The sequence below is a fragment of the Streptomyces sp. NPDC043854 genome (assembly GCF_056436005.1).
Map to the genome: position 1 here is coordinate 221,450 of NZ_JBWKDK010000001.1, position 22,872 is coordinate 244,321.

A 22,872-nucleotide genomic window follows, 5' to 3' on the forward strand; every position below is an offset into this window, starting at 1 on the left:
GGACTGTGACCTGACCATGCCTACCCGTCCTCGTAGGGCCGAAGAGCCGAATCCGGTCCGTTTCCGCAAAAGTGAGTGGTCTCAGGTCGTACCCGGCGCCGATGATGGCCTGGTGAGCAGCAGATTGCGTGAAATCGCGCGGGATAACACGAAGATCCTGGCGTCCGGCGGGTACCGCACACGGTCGGGACGGCAGGTCTCCCTGGCCGCCGCCCTGGCGGAGGCCAAGGCAGGAACCAGAATATATGGGACGAACCAGGTCATTCCAGACGGGCAACTTCCGGCCAGAAGCTACCAGACCGCCATCGAGGTGACGGGGGAGAGCAGCACGGTCGCAGCCCGCAGGCTCGCCGCGGACGCTCCCGGACCGGCCGCGGTGGCCGTCCTGAACTTCGCCTCGGCCCGGAACCCCGGGGGCGGCTACGTCCGGGGCGCCAAGGCCCAGGAGGAAGCGCTGTGCCGGGCGTCCGCCCTGTACGAGACGCTGCTCCAAGCCCCGGAGTACTACGAGATCCACCGCGCGGAACGCAGCGCCTTCTACACCGACCGGGTGATCCACTCTCCCGGAGTGCCCGTCTTCCGCGACGACCGCGGCGAACTCCTGGAGGAGCCCTTCAGGGTGGGCTTCCTCACCTCCCCGGCCCCGAACGCCGGCACGATCCGCCGCCAGGAACCGGAGCGCGCCGCCGAAATCCCGGCCGCCCTGGCCCGACGCGCGGAGCGGGTCCTGGAAACCGCGGCCCTGCACGGGTACCCGCGGCTGGTGCTGGGCGCGTGGGGGTGCGGGGTGTTCCGCAACGACCCGGCGGGCGTTGCGGAGGCCTTCCGGGGTCTTCTGGCGGGCCGCTTCGCCGGGGTCTTCGAACGGGTGGTCTTCGCGGTCCTGGACCGCGACCCGGCGCCGCGGGAGGCTTTCGAACGGGCCTTCGCGGGCGGTGCCGGGGCGGCTGGGGGCGTCAGCCGGTGACGAGGGCGAGGATCAGGCCGTCGTAACCCTTGCTGCCGACGGTCTGCAGGGCGGTGGCCGTCAACCGGGGGTGCGCGGCGATGAGTTCGGCGAACCGCCGGACACCCTGCACGCGGGGGTCGTCGCTGGCGCCGTCGACGACGGCGCCGTCACGGACGACGTTGTCGCCGATGATGACACTGCCCGGACGGGTGAGCTTGAGGGCCCACTCCAGGTAGGCCGGGTTGGACGGCTTGTCGGCGTCGATGAAGACGAGGTCGAAGGGGGCGCCGCCGGCGAGCCCGGGCAGCAGCTCGAGGGCCGGCCCGCGCCGGACGTCCACGACGTCCTCCAGTCCGGCCCGCGCGATGTTCGCGGCGGCGACGTCGGCGCACACGTCGTCGACCTCCAGTGTCACCAGCTCCCCGCCGTCGGGCAGGGCCCTGGCGAGCCAGATGGTGCTGTAGCCGCCGAGCGTACCGATCTCCAGAATGCGGCGGGCGCCGTGGATGCGGGCGAGGAGGTTCAGCAACTTCCCCTGGCTCGGGGCGACCTGATGCGCAGGCAGCCCGGCGTCGATGGAGTCGGCGACGGCGCCGAGGAGCGCCTGGTCCTCCTGGACGAGCAGCCCGTCGAAGTATGCGTCCACGGCCGTCCACGTCTGCTGATCCATCACTGCTCCCTGTACTGCGCTCTCGTGCGCTCTCGTGCGTCATGTAAGTCCCCGATGGGAACTTACATGTGCGCTCGCGCCTGAGCCCTCCCCCCGCCTTACACCCCATCCTCCGGCCACTGCCGCTGCCACTGTTCCGCTGACTCCAGTTGGGCGGCCAGGCTCAGGAGGAGGGGCTCCGAGGACTCCGGGCCCAGAAGTTGGGCTCCGATCGGCAGGGCCTTGGCCGTGAATCCCGCCGGGATGCCGACCCCCGGCCAGCCCAGGACGTTCCATGTCCAGGCGTACGGGCAGGCGGCGATCATCGCCCGGTCCGTGGCCATCGCGCTCAGTCCGGCCAGGGCCCCGATCCGCAGCGGTGGTGTGGCCGTGGTCGGGGTCAGGACCACGTCGTACCGGCCGAAGACCTCCCCGATCCGCCACCGCAGGTACGGCTCCGCCCGCAGCGACGCGCGCAGCGGCAGCCCGCCCAGGATCCGGCCCGTGCGCATCGCCCCGTGCGTGCGGGGGTCCAGCAGCTCGGTGTCCGGCACGCGGGAGGCGTGGTCCCGTACGCCCTTCGTGGCCCGGGGGACGAAGGCCAGGCCGATCGGACCGTACCGCGGGTCCTCCGGGACCACCTCGTGGCCCAGCGACTCCAGCCGCCCCGCGAGCCGCTCCACCGCCGAACGCACCTCCGGGTCAAGGGACTTCGGGGTCGCCGTGAACGCCATCCCGAACGACAGGGCGATCCGCAGCCGCCGCGGGGTGCGGCGGGCGGCCTCGACCGCCGGGATCGGGGCCGGCCGGTGCCGGTCGCCGGGGTGCGATCCGCTCGCCGCGTCGAGCAGCAGGGCGGCGTCGGCGACGGTGCGGGCCAGTACGCCGTTCACGGTGAGCCCGTGGAACGACTCCGGCTCCGGCCAGGTGGAGATGCGGCCGCGCTGCGGCTTCACCCCGACCAGGTGCGTCCAGGCCGCCGGGATCCGTACCGACCCCGCCCCGTCGGAGCCGAGCGCCGCCGGGACCAGGCCCGCCGCGACGGCGGCCGCCGAGCCGCCGGAGGAGCCGCCGGGCGTGTGGTCCGGGTTCCACGGGTTGCGGGTCGCACCGAAGGCGTGCCCCTCGGTGAACGGCCACTGCCCCAGCTCCGGCGTGTGGGTCTTGCCCACGATGACCGCGCCGGCCGCGCGCAGCCTGCGTACCGCCTCGCTGTCGGCGGCCTTCGGCGGGAAGTCCCCGGCGCAGCCGAACGCGGTCGGCTCCCCGGCGACGTCCATGTCGTCCTTGACGGCCAGCGGCACACCGAGCAGCGGCAGCCGCTCGCCGGCGGCCAGCCGCCGGTCCGCGGCGTCCGCCTCGGCCAGCGCGGCTTCGACGCGGACGATGCGGAAGGCGTTGAGGCGGGGCTGGGCGGCGGCGATCCGGTCCAGCGCCCGCTGCGTCAACTCCCGTGAGGAGACAGACCCTTCGGCGAGATCCTGTGCCATGGCCGCCAGGCCGGCGGTCGGTGCCTGCGTACCCGATGAGACGGCCATGACCCCTCAACCCCTCCCCGTTACCGATCAGTCGAACCGACGGTAACGCCTGGGGGCGGGGATTCCCCAGACCCATCCCTCCAACGACGCCGTGAATCCGGCGAAGTCGTCGCGGTGGATGGTGTGTCCGGCGGTGTACAACTGCATGCCGCCGCCCCGCCCTCCCGGCGAACAGGCCTGCGGTACACCGGCATTGTCGCCACCGCCGGCCCGCGAAGCGGCGTGTTCGCGCCAGAGCCCCGCGACCACGGGTGAGGGACACCGGCACCCGTCGGGGAAGGGCCGCGTCCGCTCCCGGGGCGGTCCGAGGGGAGTTCGGGGCGGTCCGGACGGGTCCCGTCCCAACGGAAAGGCGGCGTCCACCGGGCCGAGGACCCGGCGCCGCTGCGCGGACCCACATCCGGCCAAACGCCCGGCCCCGGCCGCAACCGGTCTGGAAGGATGCCACGGCAATGTCACAGTCATCGAAGCCGCCGAAGCCGTCCACCCCGGCGCCGACGCCGCCGTCCGTGCCCACCAGCGCCGACGTGGCCCGCCTCGCCGGCGTCTCGCGCGCGACGGTCTCGTACGTCCTGAACAACGCAGCAGCGGTCCGCATCAGCGAACCGACCCGCCGCAAGGTTCGCCAGGCCGCCGAGGAGCTCGGGTACGTACCGCACGCCGCCGCGCGCAGCCTGCGCGCCGGCCACACCCGCATCGTGCTGCTGCCCGCCCCCGAGGGCCCGGTCGGCCCGCTCCACAGCGCCTTCCTCAACGAGCTCCAGCGGGCGCTGCGCCGCCTCGACTACACGGTGGTCCAGTACGGCAGCCTCGGCCTGAGCGGCGACGAGGCGGCCCGCGCCTGGGCCGAGCTGCGTCCCGTCGCCGTGGTCTGCCTCGGGCGGATCACCCTGTCGGCGCACGATGTCGACACCCTCAAGCGGGCCGGGGCCCGCGCGGTGATCACGATGGGGCCGGCCAGGGTCCCCGGGGCCCACACTCTGATCACGGACCAGGCCGAGGTCGGCGCTCGGGCCACCGCCCATCTGCTGGAACGCGGCCGCCGGCGGATCGGGGTCGTCGTCCCGGTCGAGCAGGGGCAGGCCCTCCTCGCCGCGGCCCGCCTCGAGGGAGCCCGCTCGACCGCCCGCTCGGGCGCCTCCGGCCCCGCCGTCGTACCCCTCGCCATGGCCTATACGGAGGAGTCGGCCGCGGAGCTCGCCGCCCGCTGGCGCTCGCTCCGCCTGGACGGGGTGTTCGCGTACGACGACGAGTACGCGGTGCTGCTGATGCGCGCCCTGCTGGACGAGGGGCTGCGGATCCCGGAGGACGTGGCCGTCATCGGAGCGGACGACCTGCTCCTCGGACGGCTGCTGAGGCCCCGGCTGAGCACGGTGCGGATCGGGATGCCGACCGGGGACCACCTCGCGGAGCTCGTGGACCGGGCAGTACGGGAGCCGGCCGGGACCGCCGACCGGCACGGCCCGGTGACCGCCACCGCCGTCCACCGCGAGTCCACCTGATCCTGCCGCCGCATCCTGCCTCCGCATCCTGCTGCCGCCGCCCCGCCCGCTTCGCCGACCCTCCCGACCTGGCCGTTCCCGCCGACCCGCCGATTCCACCCCCGGTCCGCCCGCCCCCGGCACGCCGTGCCGCCCGCACCCCCGGACGCCGTTGACAGGCGGTGACCGGCGGACGGAGACTGCGGGCGCGCCCCACCGGGCGCGCCCGGCGTCGTGCCCGGTGCCGACGGCGGCACCGTCTCGCCGCCGCCCGTACGGATCCGCCCAGGAGAGAACACCATGAGCATCCGCACCGTCCGCGACGTGTACGTCGTCGACGCCGTCCGCACCCCGATCGGCAAGTTCGGCGGCGCCCTCGCGGGGGTCCGCCCGGACGACCTCGCCGCGCACGTGGTGCGCGCGCTGGTGGACCGTACGCCCTCGCTCGACCCGGCCCGGATCGACGACGTCGTCTTCGGCGACGCCAACGGGGCCGGCGAGGACAACCGGGACGTGGCCCGCATGGCGGTCCTCCTCGCGGGCCTGCCGGTGACCGTGCCCGGCGTGACCGTCAACCGGCTGTGCGGATCGGGGCTCGAAGCGGTGATCCAGGCCGCCCGGTCCATCGCCCTGGGCGACTCGTCCGTCGCCATCGCGGGCGGCGTGGAGTCGATGACCCGCGCCCCCTGGGTGGTGCAGAAGCCCGAGCGCCCCTTCCCCGCCACCCACCAGCAGATGTGGTCGACCGCGCTCGGCTGGCGGATGACCAACCCGCGACTGCCCGACGAGTGGACCGTCTCACTCGGCGAGGGCGCCGAGCTCATCGCGGAGAAGCACGGCATCACCCGCGAGGCGCAGGACCTGTTCGCGCTCGAGAGCCACCGCAAGGCGGCCGAGGCCTGGTCGGCCGGGCTGTACGACGACGAGGTCGTGCCGTACCCGGGCGTCGGCCTCGTCCGCGACGAGTGCATCCGCGAGGGGTCCACCCCCGAGGCGCTGGCCCGCCTGAAGCCGGTCTTCCGGACCGACGGCACCGGCACGGTCACCGCCGCGAACGCCTCCCCGCTCAACGACGGCGCGGCGGCGCTGCTGCTGACCGACGAGGCGGGGCTGGCGGCCACCGGCCGCGAGCCGCTGGCCCGCATCAGCGCCTCCGCGGTCACCGGGATCGAGCCGCAGCTGTTCGGGCTGGGCCCGGTCGAGGCCGTGCAGCGGGCGCTCGCCAAGGCGGGCACCGGCCTGGCCGGCCTCTCCGTGATGGAGCTGAACGAGGCCTTCGCGGCGCAGGCGCTGGGCTGTTTCGCCGCCTGGCCGGAGCTGGACCCGGCGGTCGTCAACCCGCGCGGCGGGGCCATCGCGATCGGGCATCCGCTCGGCGCCTCGGGCGCCCGGCTGGCCGGGTCGGTGGCGCACCAGCTCGCCGCGGCCGGCTCGGGCAAGGGCCTGGCGGCGCTGTGCATCGGGGTCGGGCAGGGCATCGCGCTGGTCCTGGAGCGCTGAGCGGCGACGGGGGCCGATGACGGGGCCGCGGCGATCGTTTCCGGTCACCGCGCCCCCTCAACTGCCCAATAACCGAACAGATGTGGTGCCTCCGGTCTGGCACGATGGCGCGTGCTGCTCCGCCGCCCCCCGCCGCCAGCCGCTCCGCCGACCCCCTCCCGGAGGCCCCGCGTCATGCCGCTCCTCGAACCGACGCTCTGGCAGGACGGGCCGACCCTCACCGGCGGTACCGCGCCGGTCGTCGAGCCCGCCACCGGCCGCACCCTCGCCACCCTCGACCTGGCCGCACCCGCCGATGTCGCGGAGGCCGCCGTACGCGCCCGGGCCGCACAGCAGGACTGGGCCCTGGCCGCCCACACCCAGCGCGCCGCCGTCCTGCGCCGGGCCGGGGACCTGTTCGCCGCCCATGCAGCCGAGCTGCGCGACTGGCTGGTCCGCGAGTCCGGTTCCATACCCGGCAAGGCGGACTTCGAGCTGCACGTCGCCGCCCAGGAGTGCTACGAGGCCGCAGCCCTGGCCTCCCGGCCCGCCGGACAGGTGCTGCCGAGCGAGGCGCCCCGGCTCTCCTTCACCCGCCGGGTGCCCGCCGGGGTGGTGGGCGTGATCGCCCCGTTCAACGCCCCGCTGATCCTGTCGGTCCGCTCCGTCGCCCCGGCGCTCGCCCTCGGCAACGCGGTCCTGCTGAAGCCGGACCACCGGACCGCCGTGTGCGGCGGCCTCGCGCTCGCCGCCGTGTTCGCCGAGGCGGGCCTGCCCGCTGGGCTGTTGCAGGTGCTGCCCGGCGGCGCCGACACGGGAGCCGCGCTGGTCGCCGACCCGCTGGTGCGGGTGGTGTCGTTCACCGGGTCCACGGCCTCCGGCCGGGCCGTGGCCGAGCTGGGCGGCCGTCACCTCAAGCGGCTGCACCTGGAGTTGGGGGGCAACTCCGCCCTGGTCGTCCTCCGTGACGCCGACGTGGAGGCCGCCGTCGCGCAGGCCTCCTGGGGGTCCTTCTTCCACCAGGGCCAGATATGCATGACCACGGGCCGGCACATCGTCCACGCCTCCCTGTACGACGAGTACGTCGAACGCCTGGCCGCGCGCGCCGAGTCGCTGGCGGTGGGAGACCCGTACCGCGAGCAGGTGCACCTCGGACCGCTGATCGACCGGACCCAGCTCGACCGGGTCCACGCGCTGATCGAGGCCAGTGCCGGGCAGGGCGCCAAGCTGGTCGCCGGCGGCACGTACGAGAGGCTGTTCTACCGGCCGACCGTGCTGGCCGGCGTCGGCGACGACACCCCGGCCTATGCGGAGGAGGTGTTCGGGCCCGTGGCGCCCGTCCGGTCCTTCGCGTCGGAGGACGAGGCGGTGGAGCTGGCCTCGGCCGGCCCGTACGGCCTCTCCCTCGGCATCGTCACCCGGGACGCGGCGCGCGGGCTGGAGCTCGCCGGGCGGATCCCGACCGGGATCGCGCACGTCAACGACCAGACGGTGAACGACGAGGCCGTGGCCCCCTTCGGCGGGGTCGCCGCCTCCGGCACCGGGGTCCGGTTCGGCGGGGAGGCGAACCTGGACGCGTTCACCGAGCTGCGCTGGACCACCCTGCGGTCCGGCCCCGCCGGGCACCCCTTCTAAGCGGCCTCGGGGAAGTGGGGCACGCCCCCGCGCCGCCCGGCATGGCACCTCGCCGCACTGCCACATCACCCAAGTACGTCCAGTACGAGGGCGATGCGGCTGCACGCCGATGCACCGCACCGGACGACGCGGAAACGCACCCCACTTCCCCGAGGCCGCTCAGCCGGTCCGCACCGCCCAGCCGCGCTACCCCGCCCCGCCACCCCGCCGCGTGCTCCGCCACCCCGCCACCCGACTGGCGGTCCGGTTCCCGTGGCCGGAATGCGCGGGGCGGGTCGTTCGTTCAAGGACCGTACGAGGCAATGAGGAGGTCTGGAAACGTGGCTACCGTCGCGCTCACCAAAGAGAACTTCGACCAAACGGTCAGCGAGAACCCGTTCGTGCTGATCGACTTCTGGGCGGGCTGGTGCCGGCCCTGCCTGCAGTTCGCCCCGGTGTACGAGAAGGCCTCCGCGGCCCACCCCGACCTGGTGTTCGCCAAGGTGGACACCGAGGCCCAGCCGGAGCTCGCCGCGGCCTTCCAGATCACCTCCATCCCGACCCTGATGATCGTCCGGGATCAGGTGGCCGTCTTCGCCCAGCCCGGCGCGCTGCCCGAGCCGGCCCTGGCGGACCTCATCGGCCAGGCCCGCGCCCTCGACATGGACGAAGTCCGCGCGAAGATCGCCGCCGCGCAGCAGGACCGCGGCTAATGTGACGGGGACCGGCGGGGCCTGACCCCCGGCCCCGACACCCTGGAAGGCGCGCATGTCGGAAGCGGTGGAGTACGACGTCGTGGTCCTCGGCGGCGGACCGGCCGGCGAGAACGTCGTCGACCGGACCTGCGCCGCCGGGCTCAGCACCGCCCTGGTGGAGGCCGAGCTCATCGGCGGCGAGTGCTCGTACTGGGCCTGCATCCCCAGCAAGGCGCTGCTGCGCCCCGCGCTGGCCAGGGCGGACGCCCGCCGGGTGCCCGGGCTGGCGGGCGCCGTCACGGGCGCCCTCGACGCGCAGGCGGTCTTCGCGCACCGCGACCACTGGACCGGGAACTGGAAGGACGACGGCCAGGTCGACTGGCTCGACTCCATCGGGGCCCACACCTACCGGGGCCACGGCCGCCTCGCCGGGCTCCGGACGGTCGCCGTCGAGGGCGCCGAGGGCGAGCACCACGTCCTCACCGCCCGGCACGCGGTGGTCGTCGCCACCGGCAGCCGCGCCGTGATCCCGCCGCTGCCCGGGATCGCCGGGGCGCGGCCGTGGACCAGCCGCGAGGCCACCTCCGCCCGGCACGTGCCGGGCCGGCTGGTGATCGTCGGCGGCTCGGTGGTGGCCGCCGAGATGGCGACGGCCTGGCAGGCGCTCGGCTCCCGGGTCACCGTGCTCGTCCGCGGCTCCGGGCTGCTGCCGCGAATGGAGCCCTTCGCCGGGGAGCTGGTCGCGGATGCGCTGCGCGAGGCCGGCGCGGAGGTCCGTACGGGTGTCGTCGCCGAGGCGGTCGTCCGGGACGGGCCGTCCGGCCCGGTCCGGGTGGTGCTGGAGGGCGGCGAGATCGTGGAGGGCGACGAGCTGCTGATGGCGACCGGCCGGGCGCCGCGGACCGACGACCTCGGGCTGGAGACCGTCGGGCTGGCACCGGGCGGGTGGATCGACGTCGACGACAGCTGCCGGGTGCCGGGGCACGACTGGCTGTACGCGGTCGGGGACGTAAACCACCGGGCCCTCCTCACCCACCAGGGCAAGTACCAGGCCCGGATCGCGGGCGCCGCCATTGCCGCCCGGGCGGCCGGCACCCCCGAGCCCGACACCGGCCCCTGGGGTGCGCACGCGGCGACCGCCGACCGGCGGGCCGTGCCGCAGGCGGTGTTCACCGATCCGGAGGCGGCGGCGGTGGGCCTCACCCTGGCCGAGGCCGAGCGGGCAGGCCACCGGGCCCGGGCCGTTGACCACGAGCTCGGGAAGGTCTCGGGCGCCGGCCTGTACGCCGACGGCTACCGCGGACGCGCCCGGATGGTCGTCGACCTGGAGCGGGAGGTGCTGCTGGGCGCCACCTTCGTGGGACCGGGCGCGGCCGAGCTGCTGCACGCGGCCACGATCGCGGTCGCGGGGGAGGTCCCGGTCGACCGGCTGTGGCACGCCGTTCCGGCGTTCCCGACGATCAGCGAGGTGTGGCTCAGGCTGCTGGAGGCCTACCGGGGATGACCCGGCCGCGGCCCCGGCCCCCGCTCCCGGGCCCGCTGCTCGCGCCACCGGCCCCGTACGCGCGGCAGGCCCACCCGGCCCCGGACGGTCCGGGGCGGGCGGGCCTGCCCGGTGCGCCGGCCGGCGGGGGTCAGGGGCCGACGGTGATCTGCTGCGCCGGGTCGGTGGTGTCGGTGATCTTGTAGACGGCGTTGAACGTCGACGTGGTCGCGCTCGTCGGGCAGCCGAACCCGCCCGTGACCGTCACCGGCACGGTGGCGCCCGTGAAGGTCAGGCTCGGCGGGGCTCCGTTGGCCCAGGTCCCGGAGACGTTCGCCGGGCCGGCGGGGGCGGCGGTGACCGTGCAGTTGGCCAGGCCGCTCGTCCGGAGGACGAGCCCGCCGGCCGGGACCGTCATGGTGGCGGTGACGGGCGAGCCGTGCTGCATCGACACCGACCAGGAACCGCTGGTCGTGACCGTCGGCGTCACGCCCGGCATGCTGGACGTGCACGAGCTGTAGGTCGGCGGGGTGATCGGGGAGGAGACCGGCCCGGCGGGGTTCTGGTTGCCGGGGGCGTCCGGCACGGTGCCGGTGGCGACGGAGACCGTGCAGGTCACCGTCACCGCGCCGGCCTTGAGGGTGGCCTTCCCGCTGAGGGCGGCCGTGAAGGAGTGGCCGGCCGGGGTGACGGTCGTCGACTCGGCGAGCGGCCGGGGCACGGCGGTGGCGGTGGCTGTGGCCGAGGCCACCGACAGCACTCCGGCGGCTGCCATCCCGAGGGCGAGCGCGGTGCGCTTTCGGCTCATGGCTGGGCTCCTTGGGGATCGTGGTGCGGGGTGGGGGTGGGGGTGCGGGTGGGAGCGGGAGCGTGAGCGGGAGGGGACTGAGCGGGGGCCTGCGGGGGTGTGGGGGAGCCCTCCGCGGGCGCGGGGCGCGGGGCGGCGTACGGCTGCCAGGCGAACATCAGGCCGCCGCCGAGGATCCCGAGCAGGGTGCCGATCAGGAAGCCGCCGAGGTTGGACAGCACCAGCGAGGCGGTCGCGATGAGCGTGGTCAGGACCCCGGCGAGGCCGCGCTGGGCGGGGGCGAACCAGGCGGTGAGGCCGAGCACGATCATGACGATTCCCATGAGGACCGACGGGATGCCCGCCACGCCCTGCTGGAGCATGACCTTCAACGGTGCCAGCGGCAGGACGCATATCTCGGCCCCGGCGAGGACGGCGAGGAGCCCGCCCCAGAACGGCCTGGAACGCCGCCACCGCCGCCAGCGGATCAGAAGCATTCCTTCTTGCCCTTGCTGATGTTCATGCTCAGCCCGGCGAGCTTGAAGGTGCCCGCGTTGGTCGCCCACGCGGTCTGCTGGAGGTCGGTGATGCTGACGGTGTCCGCCTGCTGCGCGAACAGGTCCTGCATGCCCACGGCCTCCGCCGGGCCCTTGTCGAGGGTGGAGGCGTCGCGGCCGATCTCGATGTTGGTGAAGACGGCGTTGCCGGAGAGCTGGGTGGCGTCGACGAAGAGGTTGCTCGCCTCGACCGGAGTCTTCTTGCCGGCGGTGAGGTTGAGGGAGATGTCGCCGACCAGGGGGAGCGAGGTCACCACCGACTGGCAGAGGTTGTGGAGCCGGGCTTCCTTGACGGCGGTGACGGCCACCGGGATGAGCTCCTGGCGGGCGTTGACGTCGATGCTGCCGTACTGGGCGAAGCCCTCGCCCTCCAGGCTCGACGCCGCGACCTTGAACTGCTGGCCGGAGACGGCGAAGGAGGCGGCGAGAACGCCCTGCGCGAGGGCGATGCCGAGGCCGGCGGTGACGGCGACGGCGGGGACGGCCAGCACGGCGAAGCGGCGCCAGCGGACCCGTCCGGCCCCCTCGTCGGGGGCTGACGCATCTCTGCCGGGCGGGCCGGATACGTCCGATAAGTGCGGGGAATCGGTCATGGGATCGCCCCTTGTTTTCGGCTGTGCACCGTTGTTACCGACGAGTTGAATGTAAGAGTGCCAATGGGGGTTGGCAAGGTTGCTCGGGCGTACCGTTTCGGCCGAGTCCTACCCGTCGGTCCCGCCCCACCTACCGCTCGGTGCCCAGGAGTTCGGTGACCTCGGCCTCCACCCTCCGGGCCATCGCCCGGGCGAACTCCGCGGCCACGACCTCGCCGGCGACCGGCCGCAGCGCCGACGCCGCGCTGCTGATGTGATCCAGTTGCGTGGCCGAAAGGTGCCCCAGCCCGTCCGGGCCGATCACATGCCGGCGGAACAGTCCGACGAACCGGTCCGCGAGCGCCGCCGCCTGCGTCTGGACGAGGTCCCCCGCGTCCAGGATCTCCGCGAGCGGCACGCCCTGCCGCACCAGCGTGAGCGTCGCCTCCAGCAGCCGCCGGCTCCGGTGCGTGACCCGGTCGCCGTCGATGCGTAGGTACCCCAGCCGGGCCGCCCGCCGGGTGTCCTCGGCGGTCGCCGCCGGCCCGAACAGCTCGGCCAGCTCCGCCAGGGTCATGGTGACCGGCTCCTCCTGCACCCAGTCCCGGGTCATCGCCCGCTCCAGGCCCAGCAGTTGGGACAGGCCCCCGCCCGCCTCCCACGCGTGCAGCAGCTCGCCGATGCCGTTGACCGTGTAGCCGCGCCCGAGTAGATCGCTGATCAGGCGCAGCCGGGTCAGGTGGTCCTCGGAGTACCAGGCGATGCGGCCCTCCCGGCGCGGCGGCGGCAGCAGCCCGCGCTCCTGGTAGTAGCGCAGGTTGCGCACCCTGACGCCGGCCGCCTGCGCCAACTCCTCCCGGCGATAGCGCCTCGCACCCGCGGCCGCACCCGCACCGGTGCTGCCCGTACCCCTACCCGTACCCGTACCCGTACCCGCATCCGCGCCCGCGTCGGTGTCCTCGCGGTCTTCGCCGTCCACGCCGTTCACGTCGTCCCGCACCAGGCTGCTCACGCGGCCGAGTGTAGGACGTACCGGCTGGTCACATGGGGCGCGGACGGTTCTCCCGCTTCACGGCCCGCAGGACCACGAACCGCGGTTCACTCGCGGCGACTTCACTGTTGCCGAAGAGGCGGCGCAGATGCGTGTGGTAGCCGAGGTGGCGGTTGGCGACGATCCACAGCTCGCCGCCCGGCCGCAGCGCCCGCCGCGACTGCGCGAACATCCGCAGCGCCGTCGCATCCGTGGTGGCCTGGTGGGAGTGGAACGGCGGGTTGCACAGGACGAGGTCCACCGACCCGGCGGGCAGCATCGCGAGCCCGTCGCCGACGAGGAACTCGGCCCCGCCGCGGCGGCCGCGCCGGACGTTCGCCTCGTACGTGGCCCGGGCGGAGGCCACCGCCTGGTACGACTCGTCCGCGAACACGAGCTCCGCGTCGGGGTCCGCGACCGCGACCGCCGTACCGACGATGCCGTTGCCGCAGCCCAGGTCGACGACGCGGGCGCCGTCCGTGTTGGTCGGAATGCTCTGGAGGAAGAACCGGGTGCCGACGTCGAGGCGGTCCGCGCAGAAGATCCCCGCGTGGTTGACGGCGGTAAGACCCGCCCCCGAACCGGCGTCCCGGTCCAGCGTGTACGTCAGCGGCCAGCCGCCCCCGGCCGGCGCGGCGGCGGACGCTGCCGCGGCCGCGGTGACCGCGGGATCCGGGGTGCAGAAGATCAGCCGGGCCTTCTTCTCGGCGAGGGAGGTCCTGGTCGGGCCGAGGATCCGCTCGAACAGGTTCAGCGTGGAGGTGTGGATCTCCTTGACCATGCCCGTGCCGACCACGACCGTGCCGGCGTGGACGTGCGGGGCCAGCCGCAGCAGCTGGTCCTCCAGCAGCGCCAGGCTCTTGGGCACCCGCACCAGCAGGAGGTCGATCCGCTGCGGCGGCGCGTCCTGCGTGGTCAGCAGAGTGACCGCGCCCTCGGCGGCACCGGCGCGCGCCAGGTTGGCCTCGGTGGCGGCGCGGGTCAGGGCGGAGTCGGTGATCTGCGTCGGCCGGTACGCGGCCAGCGCCGTCACCAGTGCCCCCCAGCGGTCCCCGAGCACCGTGATCTGCCCGGCGCCGGCCAGGTCCACCGGGCCGTGCTCGCCCGTACCGGCGTCCAGGTGGCGCAGCAGGTACTCGTCGGCGGCGTCCCAGGCGCGGAGGCGGTCGCGCGGGTCGGCGGGGAAGCGGGTGAGCTCGTAGGAGCCGAAAGGCGTGGTCAGACGGTTCATCGTGCCCCCAGGCTAACCGAGCCGGCCGCCCGCCCCCGCACGCACGCGGCGGGGCGGGGCGGGCAGGGCAGGAGCGGCGGGGTGGAGGCCGGACGGGCCCGCCGGGGTGCTACCCGGGAAACTCCCCGGCCATCGCCGAGGCCAGCCGCAGGTACGGGGCCGCCGCGGCGGCGCGGCCCTGGCGCTCCAGGGTGCGGCCGAGCATCAGCTGCGCGTAGTCCTCCACCGGCCAGCGCTCCAGGATCGCGCGGAGCTCCTGCTCGGCGCGCGAGAGCTGCGCGGAGTGGTAGCAGGCGCGGGCCAGCAGCAGCCGCGGCGCCAGCTGCTCGGGGACCTCGGCCGCCAGCGTGTGCAGGACCTTCACGGCCGTCGCGTACTCCTTCGCGTCGAAGAAGAGCCGTGCGCGCGCCCAGCGCTCGGCCGCCGTCCCCTGCCCGTAGTACGTCGTCGGCGCGTCCATCGGGTTCCTTCCGCTGCTCCGGTGCTGCGTCCGCCCCCTCCAACACGTCACGGGAGCCCGGCATTCCACGGAACACGGCGACGGCGGCGGTACTAAGTTGGTCCGCATGAGCAATCTCGATCGCCAGCCCGCTCTCTCCGCCTGCGGCGGCCGCGGCTTCGTCGTCGCCGAACCCGTGCGCGAGCTCCTCAGCCCGCGCACGGTCAAGCTCGGGGAATCCACCGAGGTCCGCCGACTCCTGCCGAACCTGGGCCGCCGCATGGTGGGCGCCTGGTGCTTCGTCGACCACTACGGCCCGGACGACATCGCGGGCGAACCCGGTATGCAGGTTGCGCCCCACCCCCACTCCGGCCTCCAGACGGTGAGCTGGCTCCACGAGGGAGAGGTGCTGCACCGCGACAGCGTCGGCAGCCTCCAGACGATCCGGCCGCGCGAGCTGGGCCTGATGACCTCCGGCCGCGGGATCAGCCACTCGGAGGAGAGCCCCCGCACGCACGGCCGGTTCCTGCACGGCGCCCAGCTGTGGGTGGCCCTCCCCGACGCCCACCGCGACGTGGAGCCGCACTTCCAGCACCACGCCGAGCTGCCGCACGTGACCGCCCCCGGCCTGAGCGCCACGCTGATCCTGGGCACCCTCGACACGGCGACCTCGCCCGGCACGGCGTACAGCCCGATCGTCGGCGCGGACATCGCCCTGGCGGCCGGAGCCGAGGCCAGGCTCCCGCTGGAGCCGGACTTCGAGTACGCGGTCCTGTCGATGTCCGGCGAGGCCCACGTCGACGGCGTCCCGGTCCTCCCCGGCTCCATGCTCTACCTCGGCTGCGGCCGCACCGAACTCCCGCTGCGCGCGGCCTCGGACGCGGGCCTGATGCTCCTGGGCGGCGAGCCGTTCGAGGAGGAGATCGTGATGTTCTGGAACTGGATCGGCCGGTCCCATGAGGATATCGCACAGGCCCGCGAGGACTGGATGAATGGGACGAGATTCGGCGAGGTGAAGGGGTATGACGGCCCTCCGCTTCCGGCTCCTGACCTGCCCCCGACCCACCTAAAACCACGCGGCCGAGTGCGCTGACCTGCGGTAACTGGTGAGAGGCGGCCCCGCTGGGTGTGGGTCGGGCGCTTTCCGGTTGCTGAACCCTCGGCACTGCGGATCGAGTCCCGCGCCGGCCCTTCGATGGTGCGGGGCCGTCCCCCTCTGTGGGCGTCCGTGGGTGGGTGTGTGTCGACGAATGCTGACCCAATGCTGACTTTTCTGACGCCGTGTCAGGTGAGGCTTTGGGCAGGTGTAGCCGCCGAATCGACTTCGTCGGCGATCCGCGCTTGTCTGGAAGGTGTTCCCGGCTACGTGCCGGTCGGCTTGCCCCCGGCGCTCCGCAAGGGCCGGACTGAGAGTCTGATCGCCTGGGCGTCACCGCTTGTAGGAAGCCGACAACCCCTGCAGCGGTCGTCGCAGCGGCGTCCGCCGTGCCGTCTCGGCGAGGTGGGCTTCTGGGAGGCAGGGCGATGAACGGCGCTGCAATAAGAGTGTCCGCGGCCTGCTGGTGACTGAGCGCGGCATGACGCCACGGCCGCCAGCGGCAACATTCCTTGCTCAATGGGCGAGCATCCTGGCCGCAGCCGGGCCGAACTCGCCGGGCATAAGGCGCCGCGGTCCGCACCGTGGTCGCCCGGCGTCCATCCTCTGCCCAATCCGCTGACGACCGAAACCGCACTGCCCGGGCGTGCATGCTCGTGCACGAGTGCGAGATACTCCGCTGCAAGCCCCAGCCCGAAACCGTCCCGAAAGCACAGGCCAGCGAAGCCGATCCCCATAGGTGGTCCTGCAGCGTATGACGTAATCCGGTCACCCCACTGCGGCTGTGAGCCCACAACGGCTGGCCGGGCAGCTCACCGTCGTCTCGGGATTCCACAGATATCTTCGACATAGCCAGACAGCCTTCGAAGGGGCACTGACAAACCCACCTGGCCCAGATGCCAGGTACTTCGGAACCACAAGTACACACGGAACAAGTTGCTTTCACCGAGCTGGAAACACCCAATTTGGCAGTATTTGCCCCGAGGCGCCGACCTCTTGGCTTATCCGGTTAGCCTGAATCATGCACGTCAGGCACCGTGGCGGCCGTCCTCACGGACGGCCGAGGATCGCAACCGGTGGGTGTGGGTGGTGTCCGGGCCTGCCGCCCTGACGTGGCGGTCGTCCTCGCGGACGGCCGAGGATCGCAACGACGGAGGCCGGGTGCTGGAGCCGGGCTCGGGCAGGTGGCGGTTGTCCTTGCGGACGGCCGAGGATCGCAACCTCGACACCGAGACCGCCTTTGGCGTCGGGGCCAAGGTGGCGGTCGTCCTCCGGGAAGACCGAGGATCGTAACGTCCTGGGCGGTGGCCTGCCGCTCGAGAGCGTGCCCAGTGGCGGTCGTCCTCGGGGAGGGCCGAGGATCGCAACATGTCAGTGGTGCGCTCTATGATCTGCGCCTCCGAGGGTGGCGGTCGTCCCTCGGGACGGCCGAGGATCGCAACTGGAAGGAGAAGTCTGGGCCGCTCCCGAACTGGGCGGTGGCGGCTGCCCTTCGGAACGACGTGTCGGACGTGCTGGCTTGGGTCAAGCAGCAGCGGCTCTCGTCCTGGTAGCTGTGGTCAAGATTGAAGGACGGCGTTCAGGTGTCGCTGGACCGGCTCGAAGAGTCCGTACGGGATGTATCGCGGGATCTCTGACAGGGTCACCCACGAGACCTCGGCGATCTCGTTGACGTCCGCGACATGCGCGGTCCCGCCGACCAGCTCGCAGGCCGTGTACGAGACCCGTCGGCCGGTGATCGGATGGACCCGCTCGCCCAGTGGGGCCACGGCGAACACGTCCACCCCGGCCTCCTCCTTCGCCTCGCGGACGGCGGCTTTCTCGAAGGACTCGCCCGGCTCGACCTTGCCCGCCGGGAACTGCCATGAGAGTTGGCCATCCGCGACCCGTCGGCGTACGAGCAATACGCGGCCCTGGTGAACCACAACCGCACCTGCGACCCAAGGCGCAGGGGCAGTATTGCTGTTCAGTGATGCCTCTCCGTCACTCACGACACTCCCGTCGTCGGGGCGAGGAGGTGGGCGATGGCCGACGGGCCGTTGTGGCCGGTCACCCTCGCGCTCTCCTCGTTGTTGCCGCGATGAGTTGAATAGGGGTGCTGTCTGATCGTCATCCCTCGAAGAGTCTTTCTTCCACCGCGGCCGACGTTGCTGCGTCTTGCTGGGCGCGCTCGAACTCGAGCTGCCACGCCCGCGCCTCGGCGTAAGCGACGTGGACCATGCTGCCCGGACACAGCACCAGGGCCCGGGGCTCGATCTTGTGGTCCTTGACCGACCCGTACCCGATTCGTTTCGTAGGCAGCAGGGCGTGCGGGACGGCGCAAGAGGGGCAGGGAGCCTTCGGGAGGGTCGCCATGTCACCAGGATGACCTCGTGAGTCCTGGCGCGGAAGGGGGCTCACATACCGCGCACTGCGGCGTAGAATCACAACGCGGCCCCCGGCTGCCCCGGAGGGCGACCGCCATCGGGTCCTGATCATCCAGCTCGGGCGAGGGTGGTGTGTTGCGATCCTCGGCTCCCGGAGGATGAGCGCCACTACCGGCACGCAGACGCGGGCCGACGCCAACTATCGGGCGTTGCGATCCTCGGCCACCCCGAAGGGCGACCGCCACTCGCGGGGATGCTCGACAACGGGGAGCCCGGATACTGGTTGCGATCCTCGGCCACCCGGAGGGCGACCGCCACGATCCACATCGTCGTATGGGCCGCGGCCGACGGCATCCTTCCGGTCATCGAGGGCACCGTCATCCGCCTGGACACCGACCGCCTGCCCAGCGGAGCCACCCCCAAGCCGGTCTGGCTGTGGTGGTCAGGCACCGACGCCACCGCGGCAGACGCCGACAGACTCTGGCAGGCATACCTGCGGCGTACGCGTATCTGCTGGTGGACCATCTGCGGTGGCTGGAGCGGGAGTGCCTGGCCTTCGCCGCAGTCCAACTGCGGGACTTGGAAAGGTACATGGGCGTCGTCGGTGCCGACGTCCGCATGCCGCTCGGCGAGCCGTGGCGGGTCGGCAAGCGCCCCTACGGCCACTCCGCGCTGTCGACTGCGGCAGCCTGCCTGAAGGGCTTCTACCTGCACCAGTCCTCCCTCGGTGTGAACGGCGAACTCGGCAGGTGGACCGGCGGCGTTCGTTCCTCGGGCACGTGAAGTCGTCGCTGCCCACAAACCCGCTGGCGCCGAAGGGGCCGTACCGCCGGCATCCGAAGATGCTCCCGGACGGCGCCCGGGAGAGGCTGCTGGAGACGGTGAACGCCGCCCGCGACCGGCTGGTGGTCACCTGGCTCGCCGACGGCGGCCTGCGGATCGGGGAGCTCTGCGGGCTCCACCTGGTCGACCTGCACCTGCGCGAGAATGCCGGCTGCGGCGAGTGCCGCGCCCCTCACCTGCACGTCTGCCACCGGCCCGGTAATCCGAACCGGGCCGAGGCCAAGACGAAGCACCCCTGGCGGGTCGAGCACGGCACCGTGACCGGCGGGCTGATCAAACGGGTCAGTCCCGCGATGGTGCACACCTACTTCGAGTACCTCACCACCGAGTACCCGCGCGGCGCCGGGCACGGCATGCTCCTGGTCCAGTTGCACGGCGCCGATACCGGACAGCCGTGGGCGCCGGTCGGGGCCCGGCGGATGCTCGGCCGGGCTGGAAAGCGCGCCAGCCTCGGGGTCGTGAAGCCCCATGCCTTCCGGCACTCGTTCACCTCCGCGGTTCTCGACGCCGCCGACGGCAACCTGTTGATCGCCCGGGACGCCGGCGGCTGGGCCTCGGCCGCGATGGTGGATGAGGTCTACGGCCACGTCGATGTCCACGACCCGGTCTTCGACGCCGCCCTGCGCACGGTCTGGGGTGAGACGAAGTGACCGCGCCGTCGCAGCTGCCGCGCCAGGATGCCCGCATGCGACGGGACCGGCTGGAGGTACTCACCGCGCTGATCAACGGGCCCGAGTCCGACCCGGTGCTGCGCGGCGGGGTGCTGAAGATCCCACCGACCCACCCGGTCTATCCGTGGAACTGCACGGTCGTCGACTGCGAACGGCCCTGCTGGCGGCGCTACGCGATGTGCTCGGTGCACGCCGAGCAGTGGCAGGAGGCGGAGGCGCGCGGGATGAGCCGGGCTCAGTTCCTGCGGAGTGCGGAGCCGCTGCCGGCCACGGAGATGCCGGAGGCGATGATGTGCCGGATCTGCCCCGAGCGTCCGGCGTTCAGCCTGCAGCTGGTGCTGTGCTTCCGGCACCGCAACCGGTGGCTGAGCTACCTGAAGCGGCTTCCCGGCAGGGGCGAGGTGGAGTTCGAGCGGTGGCTGGCCGACCAGCCGTCGCTGCCGGGCTATGGGGAGTGCCGTGCGGACGTGTGTGACGAGCTGGCCGCCTCGCCGCTGGGGTTGTGCGGCGCGCACGAGCGCGGCTACATCCGGGCCGGGCGGCCGGGTGGGGCGAAGCTGCCGAAGAACTTCTTCGCCACCTGCGAGCGCCGCGATCGCCCTGTCCCGGTGACCTGCGAGGACGAAGTCGCCTTCCGCGCCTGGTGCCGCGCACAGCTGCCGGTGCACCGCACCGGGCAGGTCAACCTGCGCGGTCTGCGCCCGCTGCTGAAGGCGGAGTTGCAGTGGGGCATGCATGTCCACGGCCTGCAGCCCGTCGCAGTGTGGCACCTGACGTGGGTGCAGTCGCTCGCGGACGAGTGCCAGCGCCGCGACGTGGCATCCCTGGCCGGCCTGGACCCGTCCCTCTTCCGCCGCGCCTACCACCAGCGCATGGTTCCGGAGATACAGGAAGCCCTGCGGAAGATCTACTTCACCCCCTCCGACACCCGGGATGCCGGCTACATCGAGACCGAGCACTTCGGGGTCCGCTTCCCAGGCCGCTCCAGCTACGTCGACCTGACCCGCATCTCCCAGCGGTGGCTGCGCGACCTCTTGTGGGACCACGTCGCCGACGTGCTGCGCTCGCCCACCTGCCCGCGCAGCGCCCAGCCGGTGGACTTCGTGCGCCGCGCCGCCGCCGAACTGTCCGCGTTTTGGAGGCGGAGGCGCCCGGCGGCGGCCACGACCCCACCGTGCTGTGCGGCGGGCACGTCCACCGGTTTGTCGCGGACCTGCGCAACCGCGAACGCCTCGGCCTGGCCTTCCGCGGCCAGGTCCGCTTGGACGGCAAGAAGTCGAGGGTCACCGAGAACTCGCGCCGCATGGTGTTCAACTACGGCCGGTCCCTGCTGCGCGGCGCGCTGGAAAGCGGCAGCGCCGAGAGAATCGGCCTGGACCGCGCCTTCATCGCCGCCATGCCGGTCGGTGGCCGGGGCACCCCCCGCAGCCGGAACCCCTTCCCCGACGAGGTCGCCCGTGCCCTCGCGGACGAGGCCAACCTGCAGCAGCTCGCCGTCGGCTACGACCCGCACGACCGGGGCCTGCGGGACGTGTGGGAGACCATCATCGTCACCGGCCGGCGCGCCAGCGAGGTCATCCGGCTCCGCCTGGACTGCGTCGGCCGCTACGGCGGGCTGCCCCTGCTCTGGCATGACCAGACCAAGGTCGGCAACCTGAACGCGGCCGTCCGCATCCCCGACCAACTCCTGGACCGGCTCGAAGCGCGCCGCCAAAAGACCCTGGCCCACTACGCCGACCGGCACGCCGGCCGCCAACCCACCCCCGCCGAGCGCGCCCACCTGGCGCTGTTCCCCACCGACATCCTCAACGCTGACGGCCGCCGCGCCCTGTCCTACACCTGGTTCCACACCGGCTTCCGCAGCTGGCTCACCGACCTCGACCTCGGCGGTCACTACGTCGCCCACCAGGCCCGGCACACGCTGGCCACCCGGCTGCTGCGACATGGTGCGACCCTGACCCACATCCGCCGCTACCTCGGCCAGGTCTCCGAACGCATGGCCGAGCACTACGTCCACCTGACCCAGTCGGACCTGGAGAACGTCCTCCAGCACGTGTGGGTCGCCGGACCGGGCACCACCAACCCCGGCGACATCCTCGCCAGTGACACCACCCCGCTTACCCGCGAGCAGGCCCAGGCCCTGGCCATCGACCTGTCCCGTCGCAGCACCCCCGCCGAGGGTGGCTTCTGCACCTTCCAGCCCGTCGTCGACGGCGGCTCCTGTCCCTGGAACCTGGACTGCCACAACTGCGATAAGTTCGTGCTGTCCGGCGCTGACCTGCTCTATTGGCGGCGCAAGCGCGAGCAGTGGCGGCTGCTGGCCGAGGGCGCCCCCGCTGACGCCACCGCCGACTACCTCCACCGCTACTTCGAGCCCACCGCTCGCGCCATCGACGGTCTGGAGAAGGCCCTGGCCGGCCTCGGCCTCCTCGACGACGCCCTCGCCCTGGACCTGCGCAAACCCCAGGACTACTTCCACCGTGTGTGGTCCACCGCCTTTCGCGCCGCCGACCTCGCCGACGCGGGCACCGACGAGGAGTGCGAGTACAGCGATACATGCACAACCGAGGACACCGACCACGAACAGGACGTCGCATGAACACCGCCACTGTCCCCGCCCCGCGCACGGCCGCCGCCCTGGCGGCCCGCCGTCAGAAGACCGAAACCGCCCTCCAGCCCGTTCACGAGGCCATCGCCCGACTGCGGCGCGAGAAGGCTCAGGTCAGCGTCGCCGCCGTCGCCTGCCGCGCAGACGTCTCACGCACCTTCCTTTATGACAACGCCGATGCCCGGGCCGCCGTCGCTTCGGCGATGACGGAGGCCGGCGAACGACGGTTGGGGGTGCTCGCCGAGGAGGGCCTCAAGGCAGCGCACACCGAGATACTTGCTCAGCGGACCCGCATCGGTGAACCTCTCGGCGAGGTCCGCGACTTGGAAGCCGAATGGACCGAGGAGACCATCCAACGGATCACCGCCGAGAACACCGCCCTCAAACAGCGCGTCCGCCGGCTCACGGCCGACAACCGCACCCTCGACGAGCGGCTGAAGGCCGCCCGGTCCAACCTCCGCTTCCAGGACCGGCGGGTCGCCGACCTCGAAACCCAAATCGCGGGCACCTGACCAGCCTCCACCTCCCGCACGATCCCCGCGCAGCGGGAATCGCCCGCTCCACACTGCGAGCGGTGCTCCGGAGCCACGGCATGCAGGGCCCGGCGGACACCGCCGAGCCTCCTGGCGAGCGAGCTGGTCTCCAACGCCTTCCGGCACTCGTATGGGCCCTGCGCGCTCCGGCTGCGGCCGACCGGGTCCGGGTCGGCGTCTGGGACACCAACCCGCACATCCCGGCCCCCCTTCGCAGGCGACCCCGCACCGCCCGCTCCCGAAGCCGAGGA

21 protein-coding genes and 1 pseudogene are annotated in these 22,872 nt (G+C 73.0%); 12 read left to right on the top strand and 10 right to left on the bottom strand.

The window, feature by feature from the left end:
• The first annotated feature begins 112 nt into the window (after nt 1–112).
• The gene (locus tag AC068A_RS00985) at nt 113–967 is read left to right on the top strand and encodes a TIGR02452 family protein (RefSeq protein ID WP_478578865.1); all 855 of its coding nucleotides are present in this window, start codon (nt 113–115) and stop codon (nt 965–967) included.
• Here AC068A_RS00985 and AC068A_RS00990 read toward each other — a convergent pair.
• Nucleotides 957–1,619 (bottom strand): O-methyltransferase, encoded by a 663-nt coding sequence (locus AC068A_RS00990; protein WP_478578868.1) that lies wholly within the window; start codon nt 1,617–1,619, stop codon nt 957–959. The genes AC068A_RS00985 and AC068A_RS00990 overlap by 11 nt on opposite strands.
• 98 nt (nt 1,620–1,717) lie before the next feature.
• Entirely contained in the window at nt 1,718–3,136 is a 1,419-nt protein-coding gene (locus tag AC068A_RS00995; protein WP_478578870.1) for an amidase, read from the bottom strand.
• Nucleotides 3,137–3,588: 452 nt separating this feature from the next.
• Here AC068A_RS00995 and AC068A_RS01000 point away from each other — a divergent pair, with 452 nt between their 5' ends.
• The 5 genes from AC068A_RS01000 to AC068A_RS01020 all read left to right on the top strand — a co-directional run bounded on the left by AC068A_RS01000 (nt 3,589) and on the right by AC068A_RS01020 (nt 9,909).
• Complete coding sequence (locus AC068A_RS01000; RefSeq protein ID WP_478578873.1) at nt 3,589–4,638, top strand: LacI family DNA-binding transcriptional regulator; 1,050 nt, start codon at nt 3,589–3,591, stop codon at nt 4,636–4,638.
• Nucleotides 4,639–4,917: 279 nt separating this feature from the next.
• Nucleotides 4,918–6,117, top strand: a complete 1,200-nt coding sequence (locus AC068A_RS01005) for a thiolase family protein (RefSeq protein ID WP_478578875.1) — start codon at nt 4,918–4,920, stop codon at nt 6,115–6,117.
• A gap of 174 nt (nt 6,118–6,291) precedes the next feature.
• Nucleotides 6,292–7,731, top strand: coding sequence for a benzaldehyde dehydrogenase (locus tag AC068A_RS01010; protein WP_478578878.1), 1,440 nt, complete (start codon nt 6,292–6,294; stop codon nt 7,729–7,731).
• A 320-nt stretch (nt 7,732–8,051) separates the two neighbouring features.
• Nucleotides 8,052–8,423 carry a thioredoxin family protein gene (locus AC068A_RS01015; RefSeq protein WP_478578881.1) on the top strand — a complete coding sequence of 124 codons (372 nt, stop codon included), beginning with the start codon at nt 8,052–8,054 and terminating at the stop codon, nt 8,421–8,423.
• A 55-nt stretch (nt 8,424–8,478) separates the two neighbouring features.
• Nucleotides 8,479–9,909 (top strand): dihydrolipoyl dehydrogenase family protein, encoded by a 1,431-nt coding sequence (locus AC068A_RS01020; RefSeq protein ID WP_478578884.1) that lies wholly within the window; start codon nt 8,479–8,481, stop codon nt 9,907–9,909.
• 130 nt (nt 9,910–10,039) lie between these two features.
• Here AC068A_RS01020 and AC068A_RS01025 read toward each other — a convergent pair whose 3' ends face one another.
• The 6 genes from AC068A_RS01025 to AC068A_RS01050 form a co-directional block, all read right to left on the bottom strand.
• Complete coding sequence (locus AC068A_RS01025) at nt 10,040–10,696, bottom strand: hypothetical protein (protein WP_478578887.1); 657 nt, start codon at nt 10,694–10,696, stop codon at nt 10,040–10,042.
• Nucleotides 10,693–11,172, bottom strand: coding sequence for a DUF6114 domain-containing protein (locus tag AC068A_RS01030; RefSeq protein WP_478578889.1), 480 nt, complete (start codon nt 11,170–11,172; stop codon nt 10,693–10,695). The genes AC068A_RS01025 and AC068A_RS01030 overlap by 4 nt, the downstream gene beginning before the upstream one ends.
• On the bottom strand, nt 11,163–11,825 hold the full coding sequence (locus tag AC068A_RS01035) for a DUF6230 family protein (RefSeq protein ID WP_478578892.1): 663 nt from the start codon (nt 11,823–11,825) through the stop codon (nt 11,163–11,165). Before AC068A_RS01035 ends, AC068A_RS01030 begins: the two co-directional genes overlap by 10 nt.
• Before the next feature lie 130 nt (nt 11,826–11,955).
• On the bottom strand, nt 11,956–12,816 hold the full coding sequence (locus AC068A_RS01040) for a MerR family transcriptional regulator (protein ID WP_478578894.1): 861 nt from the start codon (nt 12,814–12,816) through the stop codon (nt 11,956–11,958).
• Nucleotides 12,817–12,844: 28 nt separating this feature from the next.
• Nucleotides 12,845–14,056 (bottom strand): methyltransferase, encoded by a 1,212-nt coding sequence (locus AC068A_RS01045; RefSeq protein WP_478579386.1) that lies wholly within the window; start codon nt 14,054–14,056, stop codon nt 12,845–12,847.
• A 118-nt stretch (nt 14,057–14,174) separates the two neighbouring features.
• The gene (locus tag AC068A_RS01050; protein ID WP_478578896.1) at nt 14,175–14,525 is read right to left on the bottom strand and encodes a tetratricopeptide repeat protein; all 351 of its coding nucleotides are present in this window, start codon (nt 14,523–14,525) and stop codon (nt 14,175–14,177) included.
• Between the two features lie 106 nt (nt 14,526–14,631).
• Here AC068A_RS01050 and AC068A_RS01055 point away from each other — a divergent pair, with 106 nt between their 5' ends.
• Nucleotides 14,632–15,597 carry a pirin family protein gene (locus tag AC068A_RS01055; RefSeq protein ID WP_478578899.1) on the top strand — a complete coding sequence of 322 codons (966 nt, stop codon included), beginning with the start codon at nt 14,632–14,634 and terminating at the stop codon, nt 15,595–15,597.
• Nucleotides 15,598–16,628: 1,031 nt separating this feature from the next.
• Here the strand turns inward: AC068A_RS01055 and AC068A_RS01060 are convergent.
• Together AC068A_RS01060 and AC068A_RS01065 are read right to left on the bottom strand one after the other, a co-directional pair.
• Complete coding sequence (locus AC068A_RS01060; protein ID WP_478578901.1) at nt 16,629–16,829, bottom strand: hypothetical protein; 201 nt, start codon at nt 16,827–16,829, stop codon at nt 16,629–16,631.
• 330 nt (nt 16,830–17,159) lie between these two features.
• The gene (locus tag AC068A_RS01065) at nt 17,160–17,525 is read right to left on the bottom strand and encodes an NUDIX hydrolase (RefSeq protein WP_478578904.1); all 366 of its coding nucleotides are present in this window, start codon (nt 17,523–17,525) and stop codon (nt 17,160–17,162) included.
• Nucleotides 17,526–18,294: 769 nt separating this feature from the next.
• On the opposite strand from AC068A_RS01065, the pseudogene AC068A_RS01070 reads away from it, so the two are divergent.
• The 5 genes and pseudogenes from AC068A_RS01070 to AC068A_RS01090 form a co-directional block, all read left to right on the top strand.
• Nucleotides 18,295–18,468: pseudogene (locus AC068A_RS01070) on the top strand (NF041680 family putative transposase); the annotation flags it as partial.
• A 14-nt stretch (nt 18,469–18,482) separates the two neighbouring features.
• Nucleotides 18,483–18,749, top strand: a complete 267-nt coding sequence (locus AC068A_RS01075) for a hypothetical protein (protein ID WP_478579399.1) — start codon at nt 18,483–18,485, stop codon at nt 18,747–18,749.
• The gene (locus AC068A_RS01080) at nt 18,716–19,459 is read left to right on the top strand and encodes a hypothetical protein (protein WP_478578906.1); all 744 of its coding nucleotides are present in this window, start codon (nt 18,716–18,718) and stop codon (nt 19,457–19,459) included. The genes AC068A_RS01075 and AC068A_RS01080 overlap by 34 nt, the downstream gene beginning before the upstream one ends.
• 1,156 nt (nt 19,460–20,615) lie before the next feature.
• On the top strand, nt 20,616–22,079 hold the full coding sequence (locus tag AC068A_RS01085) for a tyrosine-type recombinase/integrase (protein WP_478578909.1): 1,464 nt from the start codon (nt 20,616–20,618) through the stop codon (nt 22,077–22,079).
• On the top strand, nt 22,076–22,600 hold the full coding sequence (locus AC068A_RS01090) for a DUF6262 family protein (RefSeq protein ID WP_478578912.1): 525 nt from the start codon (nt 22,076–22,078) through the stop codon (nt 22,598–22,600). Before AC068A_RS01085 ends, AC068A_RS01090 begins: the two co-directional genes overlap by 4 nt.
• Nucleotides 22,601–22,872 lie beyond the last annotated feature (272 nt).

Coding starts and splice junctions, on each gene's coding strand:
- AC068A_RS00990 (WP_478578868.1), bottom strand. CDS start 1,619: ATGGATCAGCAGACGTGGACGGCCGTGGACGCATACTTCGACGGGCTG.
- AC068A_RS00995 (WP_478578870.1), bottom strand. CDS start 3,136: ATGGCCGTCTCATCGGGTACGCAGGCACCGACCGCCGGCCTGGCGGCC.
- AC068A_RS01000 (WP_478578873.1), top strand. CDS start 3,589: ATGTCACAGTCATCGAAGCCGCCGAAGCCGTCCACCCCGGCGCCGACG.
- AC068A_RS01005 (WP_478578875.1), top strand. CDS start 4,918: ATGAGCATCCGCACCGTCCGCGACGTGTACGTCGTCGACGCCGTCCGC.
- AC068A_RS01010 (WP_478578878.1), top strand. CDS start 6,292: ATGCCGCTCCTCGAACCGACGCTCTGGCAGGACGGGCCGACCCTCACC.
- AC068A_RS01020 (WP_478578884.1), top strand. CDS start 8,479: ATGTCGGAAGCGGTGGAGTACGACGTCGTGGTCCTCGGCGGCGGACCG.
- AC068A_RS01025 (WP_478578887.1), bottom strand. CDS start 10,696: ATGAGCCGAAAGCGCACCGCGCTCGCCCTCGGGATGGCAGCCGCCGGA.
- AC068A_RS01030 (WP_478578889.1), bottom strand. CDS start 11,172: ATGCTTCTGATCCGCTGGCGGCGGTGGCGGCGTTCCAGGCCGTTCTGG.
- AC068A_RS01035 (WP_478578892.1), bottom strand. CDS start 11,825: ATGACCGATTCCCCGCACTTATCGGACGTATCCGGCCCGCCCGGCAGA.
- AC068A_RS01050 (WP_478578896.1), bottom strand. CDS start 14,525: ATGGACGCGCCGACGACGTACTACGGGCAGGGGACGGCGGCCGAGCGC.
- AC068A_RS01055 (WP_478578899.1), top strand. CDS start 14,632: ATGAGCAATCTCGATCGCCAGCCCGCTCTCTCCGCCTGCGGCGGCCGC.
- AC068A_RS01090 (WP_478578912.1), top strand. CDS start 22,076: ATGAACACCGCCACTGTCCCCGCCCCGCGCACGGCCGCCGCCCTGGCG.